We start from the raw sequence: 19,765 nt of genomic DNA on the forward strand, positions 1-19,765 counted from the left end.
CGGGGCCTCCTGAGCGCCTCCGGCTCAATCCTTCTGCATCGGACCGAACCAGTCAAACTGCTTGTCAGTAAACTTGCGTACACCTGACTCAACTATAGGGGCGCGGGGTTTATTCCGAGCGGGTGAAAAAGTTTTCCGGAGGGGCGTTTCCCAGTCGATGAAAGCGTGCTTCATCGACTGGCCGGTTCATGTAGCCCTGCAGGTCCGGGGACTGCATGAACCGGCCGGTGGATGAGTCAAGGGCGTATCGAGTGGGAAACACCGCCGGACCAAGGTGACCCTCACAACAGAAAATTGACTTTAAGTCATATACACCTGAACCTGTGCCACACTAACGGCATGACCACAGAGAACCCCGCCGGCGCCCCACCCACCACAGGCACCGAGCTGTCCACCCGCATGGACCGCCTGCCGTTCACCCGCAAACATCTGCATATCCTGACCTCCTCGGGTATCGGTTGGGCCCTGGACGCGCTGGACGTGGCACTGATCTCCTATGTCGTCGTCGTGCTCAAGGTCCACTGGGACCTCAGCGCCTCCGCGCAGAGCTGGATCGTCTCCCTGGGCTTCATCGGCATGACCCTGGGCGCGATCTTCGGCGGGCGCATGGCCGACCGCTTCGGCCGCCGCACCATCTTCGCCGTCACCCTGTTGGTCTTCGGCATCGCCTCGGCCGTGGCGGCGTTCGCCCCCGGCCTCACCCTGTTCCTCATCATGCGCCTGTTCGTGGGCTTCGGCATCGGCGCGGAGCTGCCCGTGGCCAGCACCTATGTCAGCGAGTTCGCACCCCCGCGCATCCGCGGGCGCATCGTCGTCATTCTCGAGGCCTTCTGGGCCGTGGGCTGGCTGGGCGCAGCGCTCCTGGGCTACTACGTCGTCCCGCACTTCGGCGACTGGGGCTGGCGCCTGGCGTTGCTGGTGGGCGCGCTGCCCGCGCTCTACGCGGCCTTCGTCCGCGCGGGCCTGCCGGAGTCGATCCGTTTCCTGGCCGGCCGCGGCCGCGTCGACGAGGCGACCCGGGTCGTCACCGCCTTCGAGGCCTCGGCGCCGCTGCGCAGGGCCGCCGGGCCACAGCGGAGCGGGCAGTCGGGCACCCGCCTGCTGACGGCCACTGCTCCCGCCGATCACTCCGCTGCCGAGGCCAAGGCGAGCGCGACCGCCCGCCCCACCGCGGCCTCGGCGGCGGAATCCGGCGCTCAAGCCCCCGCTGTCAAGACCCGGTTCGCCGATCTGTGGGCCAGTGGCCAGGCGCGGAACTCCACTGCGTTGAGCCTGGTGTGGTTCTTCGTGAACTTCAGCTACTACGGCGCGTTCATCTGGATCCCCAGCATTCTGCACGCGCAGGGCTACGACATCGTGAAGTCATTCGGCTTCACCCTCATCATCACCCTGGCCCAGCTGCCCGGCTATGCGGTGGCCGCCTGGCTGGTGGAGCAGTGGGGGCGCCGCTGGACGCTGGCGGTGTTCCTGCTCGGTTCGGCCGGCAGCGCCCTGGCCTTCGGCAATGCGCACTCGGTGGCGTGGATCCTCATCACCGGCTGCCTGCTCAGCTTCTTCAACCTGGGCGCCTGGGGTGCACTGTACGCGATTTCGCCCGAGGTCTTCCCCACCCATCTGCGCGGCACCGGCACCGGCTGGGCGGCGGGGTTCGGGCGGATCGCCTCGATCATCGCACCGCTGCTGGTCCCCGCGGTCCTGGCCGCGGCATGGGGCGGGGCGGGCGTGCTGTTCACGGTCTTCGCACTGTCGTTCCTGGTGGCGGCGGTTGCGGCCCTGTTCCTCAGCGAGCAGACAGGCCAGGCCCTGCGCGACTGAGGTGCGGCGCTGGTTCGAGGCTCAGCGCGTAGGCTCGGCCTATGGAACAGAGCACACCGCGTCCCACAGTCCTCACCGCCGAGGGCCCAGTGCTGGGACTGACCATCGCCGGCGCCGCGGGGTCCACGGCCGAACAGGCGCCGCCATCCACCACGCCGGCCCCACCGACGGCGGCATCCGCCCCGGAGCCCGGTGTTCCCCTGCACCGGTTCCTGGGCATCCCCTATGCCGCATCTCCAGTGGGTGAGAACCGATTCCGCGCGCCGCAACCCGCACCCGTTCACACCGAGCCCCTGAACGCCGAGCTCTTCGGTCCCGTCCCACCGCAGTTCGGCGCCCCGGGGGCTCCGGCCGCGCACCGTGAGGGCGAAGACTGGCTGACGCTGAACATCTGGACGCCGCATTTGCCGCAGGCGGGGCACCTGCCTCAGGCGGAGCATTCCGGCACACCTGCCCAGGCCCCCTCGCCAGCCCAGGCCCCGCCGCAGGCTCTCCTGCCGGTCATGGTGTGGATTCACGGCGGCGCCTATGTCATGGGCGCATCCGCCGAGCCGGTCTACGACGGTGCCGAATTCGCCCGGCTGGGCTGTGTGTTCGTCAGCCTCAACTACCGCCTGGGCATGGAGGGCTTCGCGCAGTTCCCCGATGCGCCGGCCAACCGCGGCCTGCTGGACCAGGCGGCCGCCCTGCGCTGGGTGCGCGACAATATCGTGAACTTCGGCGGCGACCCGGACAATGTGACGGTGTTCGGCGAATCGGCCGGCGCCGGCTCCATCCTGTGTCACCTGTCTATGCCCGGCTCCCGCGACCTGTTCCACCGCGCCATCCTGCACAGCCCACCGACCATGGTGGTCACCCGCACGCTGGCCGAGGACGTCACCGCCGAATTCGCCCGCGTCGCCGCGGCCGCGGGGCTGGTTCCGGACACTGCGGGCCCGGTTCCGGACGCCTCGGGCCCGGTTCCGGACGCCGCAACCGCAGCGTCCTTCGCCCGCCTGTCCCCCACCCAGTGCCTGGACCTGATGGGCCGAGTGGTCGCGGGACAACAGAGCCGGGCACCGCACTGGGGCCGGGCGGTGGGCTTCACCCCACCACTGGTGCCTGTGGTCGACGGCGAGGTCCTGCCCACCGATCCGTGGCAAGCCGTGCGCGACGGCGCCGGTTCCGGCGTCGACGTGATCATCGGGCACAACGGCAACGAGTTCACCCTCTTCATGCTGGATGACCCGCAGCCGATCGACGCGGAGCGCGCCGCCCGCCGCGTCGCGCTCATGGGACCCGCGGAATACCCGGGGAATACAGGTACTCCCGCCGTCGAGTCCTACACGTCCTTGCTTCCCGGTGCCACCGCAGAAAAGGTCTTCGAGGCAGTGCAGTCCGATCGTGTCTTCACGATCGCGGCCCTGGACGCCGCCGCGGGCCGGGCCGAGGCGACGCAGCAGACCGGCAGGACCTTCGTGTACTTCTTCGACCCGGAGCCGGCCGGGGGCCATGGCGCCCCACACGCCGCCGATGTCCCACTGATCTTCGACCGGTTCGACACGGACATGGGCCGGCGGTTCTATCCGGAAGCGACCGCGGCCGACCATACCCTGAGCCTGCGGATGCGCCGATCCTGGCTGGCCTTCGCCACCACCGGCGACCCGGCCACCGCGGAATCCGGTGCCTGGCCGGAGTGGACTGCGACCTCGGATTCGGCCTCGAACCCAGCCGCTGCACCCACAGATGCCGCCGGAGCCGTCGTCCGCATCTGGGACTATGCGCCCCGCAATGCCGAACACCCGCTCCTGCAGCGCTGGAGGGCCTTCGCCGCCGACGGCGCACGGTCGCTCGACCTGCTCGACTGACCTCGGCCGGGGCCGCCCGATCGTTCCACGTCCTGTTTCAGAATCCACCGTTCATCCAGTGAATTCTGAAATAAACAGTCCAATGATGTGGCGTACCCGACTGCGGATATGCTGAAACGCATGCGCGACCCCGACCACCCCGAGCCCACGGACCCAGACGACACCACGGAATCCGGCGCTTCCGAACCCGGCACAACCGAACCGCAGGCCCCCAGCCTGCGCGACATCCTCCCCTGGGAGGGCAAGGCACGCACCGGGGACAAGGTGTTGCTGGGCTTCCTCATCGGCATCCCGATCTTCTACCTCATCATGTGGCCCCTGCGGCCGATGCTCATCGCGAAGATCCCCGTGGTGTTCTCCATGGTCACCGGCGCCAAAACCGTCGTCGCAGGCGCCGGCGCATTCGCCGCGGTCGAGGGCTTCCCGCTGTGGCTGGTGATCGGCGCTGGACTGATCGGCATGATGAAGTTCGACTGGCTGTGGTGGTACGCGGGCAGGCGCTGGGGCGATCGAGTCGTCAACATGTTCGCGCAGGACGAGAAGTCGCGTAAGCGCTTCCACCGGCTCAAACGCCTGCCGCGCTGGGTCCTGCTCACCCTTGTGTTCTTCGGCCGTTGGCCCGGAGTGCCGGGTACCATCACCTGGCTGGTCACCGGCTGGTCGCGCGTGAGCTTCGCGCTGTTCTTCACCATGAACCTGCTGGGCAACCTGCTGTTGGCGGTCCTGGTCGCGGTCATCGGCTATGAGATCGGGCAGCCCGCCGTCGACTTCCTCAAGTTGGTCGACAAGTACGCGATCTGGATCTCGCTGGCGATCATCGTGGGCGTGGCCCTCTGGTCGGCCCGCGGCACCCTCAAATCCGAGGGCTCCGACGATCCCAAGACCGCGCGCCCCGACGCCGGGCCCCCGGATTCGCCCCAGCAGGACACCTGAACCGAACGCCGGAACCACAGAACACCAGTCACAGCCGAACAACCGGTACAGCCAGAAAGGCCCAGCCTTGGCCCTGAGGGATCTCTTCGCCGACACCCGCCCACTGCGGGTCCCGACGTTCAAACGGATGTTCTACGCGAATATCGTCACGACGATCGGCGCGCAGATGTCGATCGTCGTGGTGCCGGCGCAGATCTACGCCATCACCCAGGACTCCGGGTATGTGGGCCTGGCCGGGATCTTCGGACTGGTGCCGTTGGTCCTGTTCGGCCTGTACGGCGGGTCCCTGTCGGATTCGATGGACCGCCGCAAGCTGCTGCTGGTGAGCAGCACGGGCCTGACGATCGCCAGCTTCCTGCTGTTCCTGTGGGCACTGATCGGCACACACAATGTGTGGCTGATCCTGTTCACCCTGGCATTCCAGCAGGCGTTCTTCGCGGTCAACCAGCCGGCGCGCACGGCGATCCTGCCCTCGCTCCTGCCCACCGAGGTACTGGCGGCGGCGACCACCCTGAACATGACGGTGGGCCAGTTCGGCGCGATCGTCGGCCCGCTGGCCGGCGGCATGCTGATCCCGCTGATCGGCTTCCCGCTGCTCTACCTGATCGATACGATCGGCATCCTGGTGAGCATGTGGGCCGTCTGGCGCCTGCCGGCCCTTCCCCCGGGCGGCCACGGTCTGCCCGGCTCCGCAGTGGCTGATGCCTCGGCCCCGGAAGCCGCAGTTCCAACCCCGGAGCCGCCCGCCCGGCCGAGGGCCGGATTCCGCAGCGTCTGGGAGGGCCTGGTCTACCTGTCGCGCAGCCCGATCCTGATGATGAGCTTCTTGGTCGACATCATCGCGATGCTCTTCGGCATGCCGCGCGCCCTGTTCCCGCAGATCGCACACGAGTCCTTCGGCGGCCCGACCGACGGCGGCTTCGTCTTCGCGCTGTTGTCGGCCGGGATCGCGATCGGATCCGTGCTGGGCGGGCTGTTCTCCGGCTGGGTGTCAAAAGTGCAGAGGCATGGCCTGGCCGTGCTGGTGGCGATCATCATCTGGGGTGCGGCGATGGCGCTGTTCGGCGCCGTGCTGCCGCTGGCCGGGTCGTTCTGGTGGCTGGCGCTGCTCGGCGCGATGCTCTTCCTCATGGTCGGCGGCGGCGCCGACGTCATCAGCGCCTCATTCCGCAACACCATTCTGCTCGAGGCCGCCGACGACCGCGTGCGGGGCCGCCTACAGGGCGTGTTCACCGTCGTGGTGGCCGGTGGCCCGCGCCTGGCCGATGTGCTGCACGGCTATGCGGCTAATACGGTGGGCACCGCCTGGGCGAGCGCCGGCGGCGGCATCCTGGTCGTCCTCGGCATCGTGATCGCGGCCGTCCTGGTCCCGTCCTTCGCCCGCTATCGTTCGGGTGGCGCGCGCAGCAACCTCTGACCGATTCGGGCCGAGGACACCGCCGGCCGGGCACGGCGCGTTGCGCGCAGCGGCCGGGCTCAGGACCGCGGCCGAGGTCACCGCGCGGCGGCCGGCCGCACGCCCCACACGGCCACCGCGGCGATGGCCAACACCAGTCCCGAGGCCACCAGCGCGGCCGGCATCCCCCACAGGTTCGCCACCACTGCGGCCAGCACCGGCCCGAAGACGCGACCGGCGTGCTGCGCTGCAACCGTCAGCCCCAGTACGCGGCCCACGCGATTGGCCGGCAGCATATCGCGGATGCCGGCGGTCAGCGCGGGCATCAGGCCGCCCATCGCCAGGCCCAGCACGAAGCGCAGGCCGGTGAAGACCCATACGGAGCCGGTCAGCGGTTGGACCAGGGACACCACGGCGCCTGCCAGCAGGGACCAGATCAGCATGCGCGTGTTCCCATAGCGGTCGGCGGCCCGGCCCAGGAAGGGCCCCGCGACCATGGTGCCCGCGGCGGTCGCCGCCAGGGCGATCCCGCCCCACAGGGTCGGATTCGCGAGCCCGGCGGAGCCCACGGCTCCCGCTCCCAGGGCCGCGGTGGCACCCGAGGCACCCGTCGCCTCGGCACCGGCTGTCGCGCCCGCCTTGGTTATCGCGCCTGCATTGGTCAGCAGTTCGCCCATATAGACGGTGATGAACGGCTCCACGGCCAGCTGCGCGAAGGTGATGAGCCCGGAGACCGCGACCAGCACCGTGAGCACAACGGGCAGCGCCACCCGGGGCAGCTGTGCTGTGGGCTGGTTCGCCGCGCGATCGACGACCTGAGTGCCGCCACCGGGCACTGCGGACGTGGCGGCCGGGGCCTTGGCCGGTACCCCGGGCGGTGCTTCGGCGAGCGCGGGCGGATTGCGCATGAACAGCACGACGCCCAGGAACGCCACGAAGATCAGGCCGCCGACAACAGCGAAGCAGGCGCGGGGACCGATCGATTCCGGCAGGATCCCGCCGAGCACCGGGCCCAGCAGGCTGCCTGCCATGTTCCCGCTGGTCAGCACGCCCAGGGCGAAGGCCCGGCGGCCCGGCGGGGTCTGGTCGGCCACCAGGATCGAGGCCCCCGAGGCGAAGCCGCCCAGCAGCCCGGTCAGCACGCGGAAGGCCAGCAGCCACCACACGTCGCCGGCCAACCCGGTGATGCCGATCGCCACGGCCATGCCCAGGCTCGATCGCACGAGCATCGACTTGCGGCCCCAACGGTCGCCCATCCACCCCCACAGCGGGGCGGTCACCGCCGCGACGAGGAAGGTAGCGCCGAAGCACACCGCGGACCAGGTCACCACCGCTGCATCGTCGGTCACGCCCAGGGCGCGGATGTAGACGGGCAGGAACGGAATGAGCATAGTCATGCCGACGATCGTCGTGAAGGTGCCGAAGGTCGCGACGACCAGATTCCGCACCCAGGGATCGGCGGCACCGGTCCGATCGGCTCTCGACTCTGGGCTGTGCATGCCACCGTTCTACCCCGCCGCCGGATTGCAAGACGTAACGTATCGCAATGTGGTCAATGGATGATTTTCGGGTTCTCCGTCGAATCCGGCGAAACTCACATTAGGAACTCGCCTCAGAACCGGTTATGCTGGTTACGTTGCTACGCGATCATGCGTAGCGTTTCTGGCGATCCGGATTGGGTAGTTGCGTCCGCCGTCATTATGGCTTAACTTCAGCGCGTGTCTACCTTCCGCGCTGCGACTTCCGCGGAACGCACCCATTGGCGTCACCCTTTCGGAACTTCTCCGTTCGGTCCATGTCGACCAAGTATTGCTTTCCGCACCTAAACAGCCGGCTCGCAGTGAGTCGACTCAACGCCTGCCGGGCAAATGGTCCGGTGGTCAAACAGTGAGGAATAAACACATGGCCAATGGAACTGTGAAGTGGTTCAGCTCGGAAAAGGGCTTCGGCTTCATCGAACCGTCCGACGGATCCGCTGACGTCTTCGCGCACTTCTCCGCGATCGAGGGCTCGGGCTACCGCAACCTCGAAGAGGGCCAGGCCGTCGAATTCGAGTCCGAGGTCGGCCCCAAGGGCCCGCAGGCCACCAGCATCCGCGGACTGTGATCTCTGCGGGCCTCTAGCCCGCTGATCATCCGCCGCGGTGCGGCACTGCCATAGTGCAGAGCCCTACCGCGACTCAATGCCCCGAAACCGGAGCGACACCCCTGTATACAGGGTCGGCGTTCCGGTTTCGGGGCATTTTTGTATGCGGCGCGCGCAACGTACCTTCATGCCTGCACACCTTCATGCCAAGAATGGTTGCGTTTTCAACTATACTTCGGTAGCCTCGGTTCTGCAGAACCACCATCGACCTCCGGACTTACCGGAGTACATGAAGGAGCTGAACCACATGATCAACATTCGCAAGGCACTGACGCTCGGCGGCGCGACGGCGGCACTGGTCGGCGCATCGTTCCTGGGCGGAACTGCAGCCATGGCAGCGGGCCCCGACTACGGCGGCGGCGCAGTCGCACCGGGTAGCGGCCAGAGCTCCATGCCGGTCAACATCGTCGGAGAATCCGTCGATCCCGGTGAAGCCGTCGCCGCGCCCGCACCCAAGGCCCCCAACGGTTCGCCCGTGCAGGTCGAGTCCCAGCAGGGCCTGCAGGTCCACGACGGCAAGGTCACCTATCCCAGCGCCGGCTACTACCACTGGTCCTTCCAGTCCGAGGACGGTTCCTACACCGGCACCGTTTTGGTCCGCGTCGGCATCGACTGATCGTAAGCCGATCCCCAGGCCACTTGCGGCACCGACCGGCCCGGCTCGCAAGTAAAACGCCCCGAAACCCGAGCACTACCCCGCATACAGGGGTGGCATCCCGGGTTCGGGGCGTTTCGCATTCAAAGGCGGCCGGCGTCTTCGGGCGGCCTCGGGCCCGCGGGGCCGGAAGGCCTTCAGGCCCGCAGGGCCAGGGCGAAGGGCAACACCGCTGCGGCACCGGCACGCCTGAGTTCGCGGCCGGCCATGGTCAGCGACCAGCGGGAGACGACCTCGGCGTCGACGAGGAGCACCACCTGGCCCGCGACCGCCTGCGCCAGTTCCGGAGAGACGCCGAAGGCCTGGTCCAGACCGCGCACCCGGAAGGCGCTGTTGACGTCCGGGCTGCCAGGATCGTGCTTCAGGTCCAGGTCACCGGCATCCGTCATCCGCCCCACCTGCGCCAGTTCATGGGCCAGGGAGCGCACCGTGCCTGGCCGGTTCACACTGGGCATGCCGACCACCACCTGCGGACGCGCCTGCCAGTCCCATTCCCCCAGCACCTGGATGCAGTACTTCCCGATGTTCGCGGGCACCGGCTGGTCCCCGGCCGCAGGCGACAGGAATTCGCGCAGCATCTGACCGGGCCCCAGGTCCGTCAGACGGGCGATGACCCGGCCGGGCTCCACCCGTTCCTCCTGCGGGATCCGACCCTTGAGGTCCACCCCGACCTTGGCCATGCCCGAGGGCCACGAAGCCCGCGGGTCCAAGGGCACCCCGACTCCCGCAAGCATCTGCCTGGCGGACTGGGCGCCGGCATCGCTGACCTCCTGATTCCACCACACCCCAGCGCAGATATCGCAGCGGCCGCAGTCGTGCGCCGTCGGGTCGTCCAGCGCCTGCGCCAGGAAGCGCATCCGGCAGATCCGCCCGACCTCGTATTCGAGCATGCCCTGCGCCTCGTCGCGGCGAGCCTGCGCCACCGCCGCGTAGCGCGGTGCGTCATAGGTCCACCCGCGCCCGGTCGACACATAGCCGCCGGCCACCCGGTCCACTGCCCCGTCGACCTGCAGGGTCTTCAACAGCAGTTCCAGACGGGAGCGCTTGATGCCCACCAGCGGTTCGAGCGCCGGCACGGACAGCGGCAATGCGCCGATCGGTCCACCGCCGGGGCCGTAGTCGTCTGCACCGTATTCCTCCCCGGCCGGCGCGGCGTCGTCCAGGGCCGCCAGCACCGCCCTGGCCTCATCCTCGTCCGGCATCGAGGCGGTTGCGAAGTACTCCCAGATGTCAGGGTCCTCATTACCCGGCAACAGCAGCACGTCGGCGGAATCCGTCGCACGGCCGGCACGGCCCACCTGCTGGTAGTAGGCGACGGCGGAGCTGGGCGCGCCCAGGTGGATGACGAATCCCAGATCGGGTTTGTCGAAGCCCATGCCCAGGGCGCTGGTCGCGACCAGGGCCTTGAGCTCGTTGTCCTTGAGAGCCTGTTCCAGGCGGACGCGTTCGTCGGTGTCCGTGCCGCCCGTGTACGTGGCGACATCCCAGCCGGCCTGGCGCAGCGCGCGCGTGGTGTCCTGGGCCGCGGAAACCGTCAACGTGTAGACGATCCCGGATCCGGTGAAGTCCCCCAAGTGTTCACACAGCCAGGCGATGCGCTTGGCCGCGGGCCAGGTGGCGGCGACGCCCAGGCGCAGGGAGTCCCGCGACAGGGCGCCGCGAACCACCAGGGTGTCGCGGCCCAGCTGAGCGGCCACGTCCTCGACCACGCGGGTATTGGCCGTTGCAGTGGTCGCCAGGACCGGCAGATCGCCGGGCAGAGTTTCCAACAGCGCGCCGATGCGCCGGTAGTCGGGGCGGAAGTCATGGCCCCAGTCGGAGATGCAGTGGGCCTCGTCCACGACGATCATGCCCACGCCGCCCAGCAGCCGACCCAGCACACGTTCGCGGAACTTGGGGTTCGTCAGGCGTTCGGGCGAGATCAGCAGGACGTCGACGTTGCCCGCGTCCAGGTCCGCCAGGACTTCGTCCCATTCGGTGGCGTTCGAGGAGTTGATCGTCACCGCGTGCACGCCTGCGCGCGCCGCAGCTGCGACTTGGTCGCGCATCAGCGCCAGCAGCGGCGAGATGATGAGCGTTGGCCCGGTGTTGCCGGAAGCCGCAGTACCCGGCATACCGGTGCTCTGGCCGCCCCAGCCCATGCGGATCAGCCGGGCCGCGACGAAGTACACCGCCGACTTGCCCCAGCCGGTGCGCTGCACGACCAGCACCCGTTTATGGTCCGCGACCAGGGCCGCGATCGCCTCGAACTGGCCGTCACGGAACTGCGCATCCGGCCGACCCGTGAGTTCGCGCAGGATCTCCACCGCCGCCGCGTGCAGGGCGGGGTCGGCGGCGGGCCCCGCGGATTCCGCGCCTGAACCGTTCATCTCATCCATGCCATCCACTCTAGGCTGAGGCACTGACACGGCTGTCCTCTGCACATTCCAGCGGCACCCCATCCAGGACGTGCGGGCCTCTGCGGGAACCTATCGCATGAGGAACCTATCGCATGGCGCGGCGGTTCTTCCGGATGGTCTCCCCACGTATCGTGAACAGGCTGATGATCGTGCCGATGTAGAGGAATCCCAGGGTCAGCAGGAACAGAATTCCCTTGAGGTACTTGCCGATGTAGAAGTACTGCAGGCCGGCGATGAAGAAGAAGCCGACGATCGTCAGGATCAGCGCGATACCCGGATCCTTCAGCGGTTCGGCGGGCTGGTACGGGTTGTAGGCCATCGTTCCTCCTGAGAAGACGGATACAAGTGTCGTTGACTCGATTCTTCCAGGTTCGCGCCCACCGCGCACTGGGGCTGCCCCCCTGGCCCTGCCGCAGCGCGAGCCGCAGGCCAGACGGCCATCGGCCCGCGCCCCTCTGTCGCGCCCTCGGCCGCGCCGCTGCCGCATCCCCTTGGCCAGCGCGTGTCCGGGCCCGCGATCCTTGGTAGATTTGCGGGGTCTATTCCAACACCGCCCGCGGACACGGAGCCGCAGGGGCACACAGGCAAGGGGAGCACATGCAGGCACGGGACCTCGGCGTCGCGATCGGAACCGGCACGCCCGGAGAGTACAACGCGATCACCGATGTGGCGGGGGTGTCGGTGGGACACACGACCCTGATCGAGGGCGAGGGCCCGCTGACGGCCGGCCGCGGCCCGGTGCGCACCGGCGTCACCGTCATCGACCCCGTCCCCGACGACATCTGGACGGCGCCCGTGTTCGCCGGTTTCCACCGCCTCAACGGCAAGGGCGATATGACCGGCATCCAGTGGTTGCAGGAATCGGGGATGCTCTCGACGCCCATCGCCCTGTCCAACACCAATGCGCTGGGCACCATCCGCACCGGGCTGATCCGGGCGCGCGCGGCACTCGCGGCGACGAATGAGGAACACAATGCGGTGTTCTCCGGCCAGCCGGTGTGCGGCGAGACCAACGACTCCACGCTCAACGACATCGCCGGCTTCCACATCACGGAGGACCATGTGGCGCAGGCGCTGGCCGCCGCGCATTCCGGCCCGGTGGAAATGGGCAATGTGGGCGGCGGCACCGGGATGATCTGCCACGACTTCAAGGGCGGGATCGGTTCGGCCAGCCGCGTCGTCGAGACCGGCGCCGGCCAGTTCACGGTGGGCGTGCTGGTCCAGGCGAACCACGGCAACCGCGAGCGCTTCGCGGTGAACGGCGTGCCGCTGGGCCGGCTCATCGACGCGCCCAAACCGGTCAAGGGGCCCACGGATTCCCGCGTCGCCCCGCCCCCGCCCGGGGATGGGTCCATCATCGTCACGGTCGCCACCGACGCCCCGCTGCTGCCCCATCAGCTGAATCGGATCGCGCAGCGCGCGGGTCTGGGCATCGCGCGCCTGGGCGGCACCGGCGAGTACACGTCCGGGGACTTCATCGTGTCCTTCTCCACCGGCAACCGCCTGTCCGAGGCCACCCGGTACCCGGAGCGGGCCGCCTACTTCGACGACATCCGGATGCTCACGGATCGCAGCATCAACCCGCTGTACTGGGCGACGGCGGAGTGCACCGAGGAGGCGATCGTGAACGCGCTGCTCAGCGCCGAGACCATGACCGGCCGCGACGGCAACACCGCCTACGCCCTGCCCCACGACCAGTTCCAGAAGTTCATGGGGGCCTGAGCGCCGGGGCCCGCGGCCGAGGGGATGAAATCTTTGGGCCGTTTGTTTCAGATTGGGCCGGACGAACGGCCCAATCTGAAACAGATGGCCCACTGATTGGCGCACGGGAGCGTCACCGCAGCGCGGTCGCGGCCAAGTCGGTGATCGCCTGGCACACCCGGTCCAGTCGCGGGGTCCCGACCTTCCACCTGTGCAGATACAGCGGCACATCGGTGATCGGGTCGGCGACCGGCAGGTCGTGCAGGGCATCGCCGCCTCCCGGCTCACCCGCGCCGGGTGCGTCTCCGGCGCCGAGGTGGGCCTCGGGCACCATTCCCCAGCCCAGACCCGCGATGACCGCCCCGGTGAACTCGCGCGAACTGGGGATCTGGTGCACGGGCGGCTCGGTGCGGATCCCGTTGCGCCGGAGGAACTCCCACTGCAGGTCGTCATCACTGCCGAAGTTCACCATGGGCAGGCGCCGCAGCCAATCGGCCGGGCGCACCGCCGGCCCGGACTCAACGCCTCCCACCGGCCCAACCTCAACGTCGTGAGCCCGGAGCAGATCCACCCTGGCCATGGCCCGATAGCGCATCGCGCCCAGGGGGATCGAGCGGCATCCGGCGCCGGCGGCCCGCCGCGAACTGATCGCGGCCATTACCCTGCCCGCTGCGAGGTACTCGTGGGCCAGCGCCTGATCGACCACCTCCAGATGGATCAGCACGTCCGGCCAGGCCGCGGCCGAAGCGAACAACGGCCCCATCCAGGTCGACAGGGAGTCGGCGTTGACGGCGAGACGAATCCGCACCGGGGCCTCGGCGCCGGACGGGCGGCCCGCGCTCCCGGCATCTCCGCCGGTATCCGGTGCGCCCGCGCCGATCCGGGCCAGGGTGTCGGCTTCGATCAACAGCATCTGCCGCGCGGCGCGCAACACCACCTGGCCCGCCTCGGTAGGGGCGACCGGGGCCGACCGGCGCAGCAGAACCGTCCCGACTTCGGCCTCCAGTGCGCGGATGCGCTGGCTCATGGCCGAGGGCGTGATGTGCAGGCGGCGGGCAGCCGTATCCAGCGCTCCGGTGTCCACAGCAGTCGCCAATGCCCGCAGGCGTTCGATGTTCATACAGAAATTCTTCACCAGAAGAAGAAACTTTCATATACCTGCATCACGATCTGGCCCCGAAACGGCCTCCACAGGCCGCCGCCGACCCTAGGCTTGCAGGCATGTCCCCTCTTCTCATCAGCTCCGCCGTGGCCGGCTGCCTGGCAGGCTGGTCCCTCATCGTGGCGGTCGGACCGCAGAACGCCTTCCTCCTGCGCCAGGGCCTGAAGCGCTCACACATCGGCGCCGTGATCGCAGTGTGCGCCCTGGCCGACTGCGTGCTCATCGCCGCGGGCAATCTGGGGATCGGCGCGCTCATCGCCGCGGCCCCGTGGTTCACCACCGCCCTGCGCTGGCTGGGCGCCGCCTACCTGATCTACTTCGCGATCCAGTCATTCCGCTCGGCAGCGCGGGCACAGGGATTGGACGCCGATTCCGCGCCCGTTGCCAAGGGCGACCCCGGCGCGGGTAACGCAGGCCACCCCGGAACTGGTGGTGAGGGCGGCCTCGGCGCCAAAGCCCGGACCGAGGACGCAGGCGCCGCCGCGCCCACAGACTCCGGCGCTCGGCGCCTCGACTCCGAAAGCTCCGAAAGCCCCCGCAGCACCCGTGCCCGTTCGACGCTGCGCCCGGTCATGCTGACGACTCTGGCGATCACCTTCCTCAACCCCGGCGTCTACCTCGACACCGTCGCCCTGTTGGGAACCCTGTCCCATCAATACCCCGGTGACTCCTGGTGGTTCTCCGTCGGCGCGATGTTCGGCTCCATCAGCTGGTTCATCTTCCTGGGCCTGGGCGCACGGGCCCTGGCGCCGCTGGTTGCCAAGCCCGCCGTCTGGCGCTGCATCGATGTGGGGATCGGGCTGTTGATCCTGTTCCTGGCGCTCCGCCTGCTGTTGGCCGGCTAGGCAGGGGACCGGCTAGGCAGGGTGACCGGCTAGGCGGGGTGGCCGGGTGGGCTGAGCGGGACCCGCCGAATCGATCCGGGCTAGACTGGGAGCTTTGCGCGGCCCGCAGATCGTTGGGTCATTTGTTTCAGATTGGGCCGGACGAACGGCCCAATCTGAAACAAACGGCCCAATGATCTGTACGCAAGAAGAGGAGACCCCATGTCGGACACATTGCACGAACTGTTGCGCTCCGGCGCACCCACCCGGGCTCATCTGCCCGCCCTGGCCCGGGCCGCCCAGGCGCTGCCCGTGGCCGAGCTCCTCTACGTCATGCGCTCACTGCCACCCGCCCGCGCCGCAATCCTCTACCGGGTCCTGGAGAAGGACACCGCCCTGGACGTGTTCGACCAGCTCAGCGCCGCCGACCAGGCCGAGCTGATCGGCGGGCTGCGCACCGACGAGATCGCCGAGCTGATCGGCAACCTGGACCCCGACGACCGTGCCCGGCTGCTCGACGAGCTGCCCGCCAAGGTGGCAGACCGGCTGCTGGCCGGCCTGGACCCGCAGGAACGCGCGAACACCTCGGTGGTGCTGGGGTATCCGAAGGACTCGATCGGCCGCCATATGTCACCCGAGGTCCTCCTGCTGCGCGCGGATTCCACCGCCGGGCGGGCCCTCGCGCGGGTCCGCGAGCGCATCGCCGAGCCCGAGACCGTCTACCTGCTGCCGGTGGTCGCGGCCAACCGGAGGCTGGTGGGCGTCCTCGGCCTGCGCCGGCTGCTCGCCGCCGACCCGGAAACACCGCTGCGCGAACTCATGCAGGAACCGGTCGCGGCCTCGGCCACGGATGACAGGGAGCCCGTGGCCCGACTGTTCCTGCGCGAGAAGCTCATCGCGATGCCGATCGTCGACGGCGAGGACCGGGTCGTCGGGATCCTGACGGTCGACGACGCGATCGACATCATCGCCGCCGAGGACGCACAGGACGCCGCGCGCTCCGGCGGCTCCGAGCCCCTGGCCGGCTCCTACCTGTCCACCCCGATCCTGCGGTTGGTGCGCTCGCGCATCGTGTGGTTGGTCGTGCTGGCGGTATCGGCCATCCTGACGGTGCAGGTGCTGGACCTGTTCGAGGACAAGCTGCACCAGGTCGTGGCCCTGGCGCTGTTCGTCCCGCTGCTCACCGGCACCGGCGGCAACACCGGAAACCAAGCGGCCACGACGGTCACCCGCGCCCTGGCCGTGGGCGAGGTCAGGTCCCGGGATCTGCTGCGCGTCGTCTGGCGCGAGGTGCGGGTCGGGGCGATCCTGGGCCTGGTCCTCGGCTGCCTGGGCTGGTTGGTCGCCGGCCTGGTTTATGGTTTTGCGATCGGAGCGGTGATCGGCCTGACCCTGCTGGGCATCTGCACAATGGCTGCGACCGTGGGCGGCTTGATGCCGCTGGTGGCCAAGGCCGTGGGTGCCGATCCCGCAGTGTTCTCCAATCCGTTCATCTCCACCTTCTGCGATGCCACCGGACTGCTGCTGTACTTCGGCATCGCGACGGCGGTACTGGGCTTGAGCTGAGACCTCTTAGCCACACCTAAACAAAACCGCTAGGCTGGCTTCCATGACCGAAGACAACGCAGCCGTCGCCCAGACCCCTGAGACCCCGACTTCGCCCGTGAACCACCACATTCCGCACACTGTGGAATCCCGCGCTCTGGTCCCCACCGAGCGCCCTGGCCGCTACGGCAAGCAGCTCGCAGCGCATATGGGCCGCAAGGTCCCCGCCACCTGGGACGAGGTCACGCAGACCGGGGTGATCACGTTCTTCGACGAGGCCGCCCGCGCCCGCCTGGCCGCTACCGACGACGGCCTGGACATGACGATGACCGCGATCGACGCGGCCGCCCTCGACAGGTTCGAGTGGGTACTGGGGATCCACCTGATCCGCTTCGGCGCACGCGAGGACATGGAGTGCCACTGGATCCGCTCCGATGGCGCACCGGGGACTTCGCAGACCCCGCATGATCTCGAGGAGCGCGCCAAGGAGAAGGCCGCGCAGAAGGAGGCCGCGCAGCAGCAGGAGAGCTGAGGCGCGCGGGCCGGGTGCGACTCAGCCCCGGCGCCGAGCGCCCTGCTCGGCGGCTTCCTCGACCATATCGGTGAGCAGCTCGATGGTGCGGCGCACGGCTTCCTTGTCCGCGTCGCTCCAGCTCTTGGCGTGCGGTTCCAGGGCGGTCTCCGCCATATCGCGCAGATGGATGAGGCGCTCACGCCCCTCATCGGTCAGCGACACCTTCGATACCCGGCCGTCGGAGGCCGAGGCCGCGCGCTGCACCGCACCCTTGGCGGCCAGCCGGTTCACGATCTTCGTAGCGGCCGGCTGCGAACACCCGTAGGCGCGGGCCAGGCCACCGATCGTCACGGGTTGGTACTGGTCGACAATGGCCAGTCCACGCCAGTCGGCGACATCTTCGGGTGGGTTGACCTCGCGTGTCACCCGGCGGACGAAGCGGCCCGCAACAATGGTCAGGTCGGTCAGCAAACGATCGTCTTCCACGGGGTCAGTCTACCCGGGCAGTCCGCGGCCTGTCCCGGTCAACCACGGGACAGGCCGCAGACGTCCACTATGTGAACTCTCAGTTCCGGTGCACGGACTGCTGGGACTGCGCGGACCGCTTGGACAGCGGTGCGCAGACGATCGAGCCCACCAGCGCGACCAGGATGCCGATGACCGGCGGGATGCCGATCCCCCAGGGCGCCCAGCACATAGGCCAGCACGCAGGCCACCACGTAGATGCCCAGGTTCACCCAGTTCACGCCCGGCAGGGATTCGCCCTCGGGCATCTGGGTGCGCCGCCAGCGTGCCAGGTAGTCGCCGATGATCACGCCGCCCAGCGGCGGGATGAAGGTGCCCAGCAGGCCCAGGTAGTCCGGCAGGTGCTCGTTCACGCCCACCAGCGCAAGCACTGTGCCGATAACGGAGCCGGCGATGACGAACGGGGTCTTCGAGCGCTTGGAGAACAGTTCGGCGCCGGCCACCCCGAAGGCGTATGCCGCGTCTGCGTTGGACTTCCACAGGTTGCCGAACAGCAGGAACAGCCCCCAGCCGATCAGGCCCAGATTGAACAACACGAGCACGAAGTCGCCCTCGCCGAAGGTGATCGCGCCGATAGCACCGAAGAAGATCATCAGCCCGTTGCCGATCAGGAAGCCGATCACGCATGCCCAGACGGCCGGTGCCCCTGACTTGCCGAAGCGCGTCCAGTTGGGAGCCTGGGTGCCGGCGGACACGAAGGTGCCCACCACGGTCGTCACGGCCACGGCCAGGGTCATGTGCCCCGGCGGGTCGATCGCGGCCAGGCCGGACCAGCCGCCGACCTCCTCCAGTGAGCGGAACATGACCCAGAAGGCCAGGATCAGGATGAGCGGGGTCGACACCAGCGACACCCAGTACATGCCGTGGTAGCCATAGCAGGCGGTGGCGCACATGAGCACGCTGACGACCACCATGACCGCGGCGCGCGCGGCGTAGGACTCCCAGCCGAAGGCCTGGGACGTCAGGTCGCCGATCGTGCCGACGACCACCCCGTACCAGCCGATCTGCGTGCCGCCCAGCAGCACCGAGGCCAGTTTCGACCCCTTGGTGCCCAAGGTATAGCGGGACATGACGACGGTGGTCAGGCCGGTCCGCGCGCCGATCCAGCCCAGGGTCGCGACATAGGCGCCCAGCACCACGGAGCCCACCAGGATGACCATGAGCAGGCCGGACAGGTCGAAGGACTCGCCCAGGCTGGCGCCGGCCAGCATCGTGGGGGTGAAGATCGTGAAGCCCAGCAGCACGACCATGAGCGAGAAGAACCCCTTGCGGGCGTGCCGGGGCACGGGGGTGACGGGGTAGTCCGGGTCGACGGGAACCTGCTCCGCGCTCATGCGAGTTCTGCGGTTTCCACGCCGATGTCCTCGGCCCAGATCTGCGGGCGCTCGTCGAGCATTTTCTGCATCAGCGCCACGCAGCGGGCGTCGTCGGCGTTGATGACCTCGACGCCGTTGGCACGCAGCCAGTCCTCGGAGGCCTCGAAGGCGCGGTTCTCGCCCATGACCACGCGCGGGATGTCGTAGAGGATGGCGGAGCCGGCGCACATGGTACACGGGGACAGGGTCGTGTAGAGGGTGGATTCACGATAGACATTGGCGGGCAGACGGCCGGCGTTCTCCAGGCAGTCGGTTTCGCCATGGCGGGTCGCGCTGTCCATCTGCACGCGCTGGTTGTGGCCCACCGCCAGGACCTTGCCGCTCTTGTGGACCAGGGCCGCGCCGATCGGCACGCCGCCCTCGTTCCAGCTGATCTCGGCCTGTTCGATCGCCAGGTCCAGATACTTCTGATCGTCGGCGCCAAGCGCGTTGGGTGCTGTTGCAGTCATACCCACAACTTTAGAGGAAGCTGAGTGTTCGGCTACAGCACGGGTTTGCCACCGGAGCGCGCCGCGTGCCCGCGCCAGTGGAACCACCCGAGGACCACGCCGGTGAGCAGCAGGGCGACGCCGATCCAGAACAGCACGTGCGCCGGGCCGATCCACTGCACGGTCGTGGTCTCCCAGGCCGGGGCGCCGGCGGGTCCGCCGCCGGGGTCTCCTCCCCCGGACTGCCGGCAGACGAGAACGGGCGGGAAGAAGCGGAGTTCGATCATAGATGAGGACGTTTCACCGAGCGCCGCGCCCGGATCGCACCCGTTCCAGCTCTCGGCGGAGTGTTCGGCTTGCCTCGACTGGAGCAACAGCATCGGGTAGGTCAGCAGCAGGCAGAGCACCCCGAAGGTGGCGCAGACCCGCGCCGGACCGGATGTGTGCTTCTCATTGCGCATGCCCGCCAGCTTAACCCGACGGCGAGACGCCCTTGCGGA

Annotated in this window: 18 protein-coding genes; 10 read left to right on the forward strand and 8 right to left on the reverse strand. The window is 68.7% G+C overall.

The genetic code is table 11. The features are described 5' to 3' along the window. Positions 1 to 339 precede the first annotated feature (339 nt). From NQ036_RS12835 to NQ036_RS12850, 4 genes are all read left to right on the forward strand, one after another. Positions 340 to 1,815, forward strand: a complete 1,476-nt coding sequence (locus NQ036_RS12835) for an MFS transporter (protein ID WP_257049375.1) — start codon at positions 340 to 342, stop codon at positions 1,813 to 1,815. Positions 1,816 to 1,856: 41 nt separating this feature from the next. Next, positions 1,857 to 3,662 (forward strand): carboxylesterase/lipase family protein, encoded by a 1,806-nt coding sequence (locus NQ036_RS12840; protein WP_257049376.1) that lies wholly within the window; start codon positions 1,857 to 1,859, stop codon positions 3,660 to 3,662. Between the two features lie 108 nt (positions 3,663 to 3,770). Continuing rightward, a complete protein-coding gene (locus NQ036_RS12845) occupies positions 3,771 to 4,595 on the forward strand; it encodes a DedA family protein (protein ID WP_257049377.1) in 825 nt (274 codons plus the stop codon). A 67-nt stretch (positions 4,596 to 4,662) separates the two neighbouring features. After that, positions 4,663 to 6,012 carry an MFS transporter gene (locus NQ036_RS12850; protein ID WP_257049378.1) on the forward strand — a complete coding sequence of 450 codons (1,350 nt, stop codon included), beginning with the start codon at positions 4,663 to 4,665 and terminating at the stop codon, positions 6,010 to 6,012. Between the two features lie 77 nt (positions 6,013 to 6,089). Here NQ036_RS12850 and NQ036_RS12855 read toward each other — a convergent pair whose 3' ends face one another. After that, complete coding sequence (locus tag NQ036_RS12855) at positions 6,090 to 7,490, reverse strand: MFS transporter (RefSeq protein WP_257059503.1); 1,401 nt, start codon at positions 7,488 to 7,490, stop codon at positions 6,090 to 6,092. A gap of 403 nt (positions 7,491 to 7,893) precedes the next feature. Here NQ036_RS12855 and NQ036_RS12860 point away from each other — a divergent pair, with 403 nt between their 5' ends. Together NQ036_RS12860 and NQ036_RS12865 are read left to right on the forward strand one after the other, a co-directional pair. Then, positions 7,894 to 8,097 (forward strand): cold-shock protein, encoded by a 204-nt coding sequence (locus tag NQ036_RS12860; protein ID WP_257049381.1) that lies wholly within the window; start codon positions 7,894 to 7,896, stop codon positions 8,095 to 8,097. Positions 8,098 to 8,383: 286 nt separating this feature from the next. Further along, positions 8,384 to 8,752, forward strand: a complete 369-nt coding sequence (locus NQ036_RS12865; protein ID WP_257049382.1) for a hypothetical protein — start codon at positions 8,384 to 8,386, stop codon at positions 8,750 to 8,752. Positions 8,753 to 8,928: 176 nt separating this feature from the next. Here the strand turns inward: NQ036_RS12865 and NQ036_RS12870 are convergent, their stop codons facing one another. Together NQ036_RS12870 and NQ036_RS12875 are read right to left on the reverse strand one after the other, a co-directional pair. Further along, positions 8,929 to 11,160, reverse strand: a complete 2,232-nt coding sequence (locus NQ036_RS12870; RefSeq protein WP_257049406.1) for an ATP-dependent DNA helicase RecQ — start codon at positions 11,158 to 11,160, stop codon at positions 8,929 to 8,931. Positions 11,161 to 11,275: 115 nt separating this feature from the next. Further along, complete coding sequence (locus NQ036_RS12875) at positions 11,276 to 11,509, reverse strand: TM2 domain-containing protein (RefSeq protein ID WP_257049383.1); 234 nt, start codon at positions 11,507 to 11,509, stop codon at positions 11,276 to 11,278. Positions 11,510 to 11,787: 278 nt separating this feature from the next. Here NQ036_RS12875 and NQ036_RS12880 point away from each other — a divergent pair, with 278 nt between their 5' ends. After that, the gene (locus tag NQ036_RS12880) at positions 11,788 to 12,912 is read left to right on the forward strand and encodes a P1 family peptidase (protein WP_257049384.1); all 1,125 of its coding nucleotides are present in this window, start codon (positions 11,788 to 11,790) and stop codon (positions 12,910 to 12,912) included. Positions 12,913 to 13,024: 112 nt separating this feature from the next. Here the strand turns inward: NQ036_RS12880 and NQ036_RS12885 are convergent, their stop codons facing one another. Beyond that, a complete protein-coding gene (locus NQ036_RS12885; RefSeq protein WP_257059504.1) occupies positions 13,025 to 14,011 on the reverse strand; it encodes an ArgP/LysG family DNA-binding transcriptional regulator in 987 nt (328 codons plus the stop codon). Positions 14,012 to 14,112: 101 nt separating this feature from the next. On the opposite strand from NQ036_RS12885, the gene NQ036_RS12890 reads away from it, so the two are divergent. From NQ036_RS12890 to NQ036_RS12900, 3 genes are all read left to right on the forward strand, one after another. Continuing rightward, positions 14,113 to 14,898, forward strand: a complete 786-nt coding sequence (locus NQ036_RS12890; RefSeq protein ID WP_257049386.1) for a LysE/ArgO family amino acid transporter — start codon at positions 14,113 to 14,115, stop codon at positions 14,896 to 14,898. Positions 14,899 to 15,099: 201 nt separating this feature from the next. Continuing rightward, positions 15,100 to 16,443: a magnesium transporter gene (gene mgtE / locus NQ036_RS12895; protein WP_257059505.1), complete on the forward strand. Its 1,344-nt coding sequence runs from the start codon at positions 15,100 to 15,102 to the stop codon at positions 16,441 to 16,443. Positions 16,444 to 16,486: 43 nt separating this feature from the next. Beyond that, a complete protein-coding gene (locus NQ036_RS12900) occupies positions 16,487 to 16,954 on the forward strand; it encodes a DUF2218 domain-containing protein (RefSeq protein ID WP_257049388.1) in 468 nt (155 codons plus the stop codon). A gap of 21 nt (positions 16,955 to 16,975) precedes the next feature. Here NQ036_RS12900 and NQ036_RS12905 read toward each other — a convergent pair whose 3' ends face one another. The 4 genes from NQ036_RS12905 to NQ036_RS12920 are packed head-to-tail and all read right to left on the reverse strand — an operon-like array spanning position 16,976 to position 19,726. Then, positions 16,976 to 17,422, reverse strand: coding sequence for a MarR family transcriptional regulator (locus NQ036_RS12905; RefSeq protein WP_257049390.1), 447 nt, complete (start codon positions 17,420 to 17,422; stop codon positions 16,976 to 16,978). Positions 17,423 to 17,460: 38 nt separating this feature from the next. Further along, positions 17,461 to 18,795 (reverse strand): cytosine permease, encoded by a 1,335-nt coding sequence (gene codB / locus NQ036_RS12910; RefSeq protein ID WP_257059506.1) that lies wholly within the window; start codon positions 18,793 to 18,795, stop codon positions 17,461 to 17,463. Continuing rightward, complete coding sequence (locus tag NQ036_RS12915) at positions 18,792 to 19,286, reverse strand: nucleoside deaminase (protein ID WP_257059508.1); 495 nt, start codon at positions 19,284 to 19,286, stop codon at positions 18,792 to 18,794. Before NQ036_RS12915 ends, codB begins: the two co-directional genes overlap by 4 nt. A gap of 32 nt (positions 19,287 to 19,318) precedes the next feature. Then, on the reverse strand, positions 19,319 to 19,726 hold the full coding sequence (locus NQ036_RS12920) for a hypothetical protein (RefSeq protein ID WP_257049395.1): 408 nt from the start codon (positions 19,724 to 19,726) through the stop codon (positions 19,319 to 19,321). Positions 19,727 to 19,765: the final 39 nt, after the last annotated feature.

Origin of the sequence: Brevibacterium sp. 91QC2O2, assembly GCF_024580695.1 — a bacterium.
Classification (GTDB): domain Bacteria; phylum Actinomycetota; class Actinomycetes; order Actinomycetales; family Brevibacteriaceae; genus Brevibacterium; species Brevibacterium moorei.

What these genes read in the sequence shown, in the direction of transcription:
- NQ036_RS12835 (WP_257049375.1), top strand. Translation starts at nt 340, where the DNA reads ATGACCACAGAGAACCCCGCCGGCGCCCCACCCACCACAGGCACCGAG.
- NQ036_RS12840 (WP_257049376.1), top strand. Translation starts at nt 1,857, where the DNA reads ATGGAACAGAGCACACCGCGTCCCACAGTCCTCACCGCCGAGGGCCCA.
- NQ036_RS12845 (WP_257049377.1), top strand. Translation starts at nt 3,771, where the DNA reads ATGCTGAAACGCATGCGCGACCCCGACCACCCCGAGCCCACGGACCCA.
- NQ036_RS12855 (WP_257059503.1), bottom strand. Translation starts at nt 7,490, where the DNA reads ATGCACAGCCCAGAGTCGAGAGCCGATCGGACCGGTGCCGCCGATCCC.
- NQ036_RS12860 (WP_257049381.1), top strand. Translation starts at nt 7,894, where the DNA reads ATGGCCAATGGAACTGTGAAGTGGTTCAGCTCGGAAAAGGGCTTCGGC.
- NQ036_RS12865 (WP_257049382.1), top strand. Translation starts at nt 8,384, where the DNA reads ATGATCAACATTCGCAAGGCACTGACGCTCGGCGGCGCGACGGCGGCA.
- NQ036_RS12870 (WP_257049406.1), bottom strand. Translation starts at nt 11,160, where the DNA reads ATGAACGGTTCAGGCGCGGAATCCGCGGGGCCCGCCGCCGACCCCGCC.
- NQ036_RS12875 (WP_257049383.1), bottom strand. Translation starts at nt 11,509, where the DNA reads ATGGCCTACAACCCGTACCAGCCCGCCGAACCGCTGAAGGATCCGGGT.
- NQ036_RS12880 (WP_257049384.1), top strand. Translation starts at nt 11,788, where the DNA reads ATGCAGGCACGGGACCTCGGCGTCGCGATCGGAACCGGCACGCCCGGA.
- NQ036_RS12885 (WP_257059504.1), bottom strand. Translation starts at nt 14,011, where the DNA reads ATGAACATCGAACGCCTGCGGGCATTGGCGACTGCTGTGGACACCGGA.
- NQ036_RS12890 (WP_257049386.1), top strand. Translation starts at nt 14,113, where the DNA reads ATGTCCCCTCTTCTCATCAGCTCCGCCGTGGCCGGCTGCCTGGCAGGC.
- mgtE (WP_257059505.1), top strand. Translation starts at nt 15,100, where the DNA reads ATGTCGGACACATTGCACGAACTGTTGCGCTCCGGCGCACCCACCCGG.
- NQ036_RS12900 (WP_257049388.1), top strand. Translation starts at nt 16,487, where the DNA reads ATGACCGAAGACAACGCAGCCGTCGCCCAGACCCCTGAGACCCCGACT.
- codB (WP_257059506.1), bottom strand. Translation starts at nt 18,795, where the DNA reads ATGAGCGCGGAGCAGGTTCCCGTCGACCCGGACTACCCCGTCACCCCC.
- NQ036_RS12915 (WP_257059508.1), bottom strand. Translation starts at nt 19,286, where the DNA reads ATGACTGCAACAGCACCCAACGCGCTTGGCGCCGACGATCAGAAGTAT.
- NQ036_RS12920 (WP_257049395.1), bottom strand. Translation starts at nt 19,726, where the DNA reads ATGCGCAATGAGAAGCACACATCCGGTCCGGCGCGGGTCTGCGCCACC.